This is a genomic window from Micromonospora sp. BL1, assembly GCF_003667485.1.
In the GTDB taxonomy this organism is placed as follows: Bacteria; Actinomycetota; Actinomycetes; order Mycobacteriales; family Micromonosporaceae; genus Micromonospora; species Micromonospora tulbaghiae.
Genome location: NZ_RCVK01000122.1, coordinates 1 through 432 on the forward strand (window position 1 = coordinate 1; position 432 = coordinate 432).

Here is a 432-nt window from a genome sequence, read left to right on the forward strand (position 1 = left end):
GTGCGGCACCGCGGCCGGCGGGCGTGCCGCGGCGGCCGGCGGGCGGGGTCGGGCCGGTCGCCGGAGTGCCGGACACGGGCGCGCCCGGCAGGTCCGGCGCGTTTCCGCTGCGCGGGACGACCGGGGGGCGTTCCGGGGCGGCCCGGCGGCCGGCGCCCGGCGTGGGCACGGTTGCGGATTCGCCGCCGGGCGCGGACACGTGGTGCCCGCCGGTGGGCTCGTCGTGCCGGGCGCGTCGGCCGCCGCCGGAGACCGGGGCGGCGTCCGGTACGGCCCGTCCGGCCGGCCCGCCGGGTACGGCACCTTCCGGCGCGGCGCGACGGCCCGCACCGGAGACGGGGCGGGTGCCGGGCGGAACGTCGTCGGGACGGACCCGGCGGCCCGCACCGGACACCGGCTGGGTGCCGGGCGGAACGTCGTCGGGACGGACCC

Annotated in this window: 1 pseudogene; it reads right to left on the reverse strand. The window is 84.3% G+C overall.

Annotation, left to right across the window (positions count from 1 at the left end):
* A pseudogene (locus tag EAD96_RS31380) lies at positions 1-432 on the reverse strand (hypothetical protein); the annotation flags it as partial.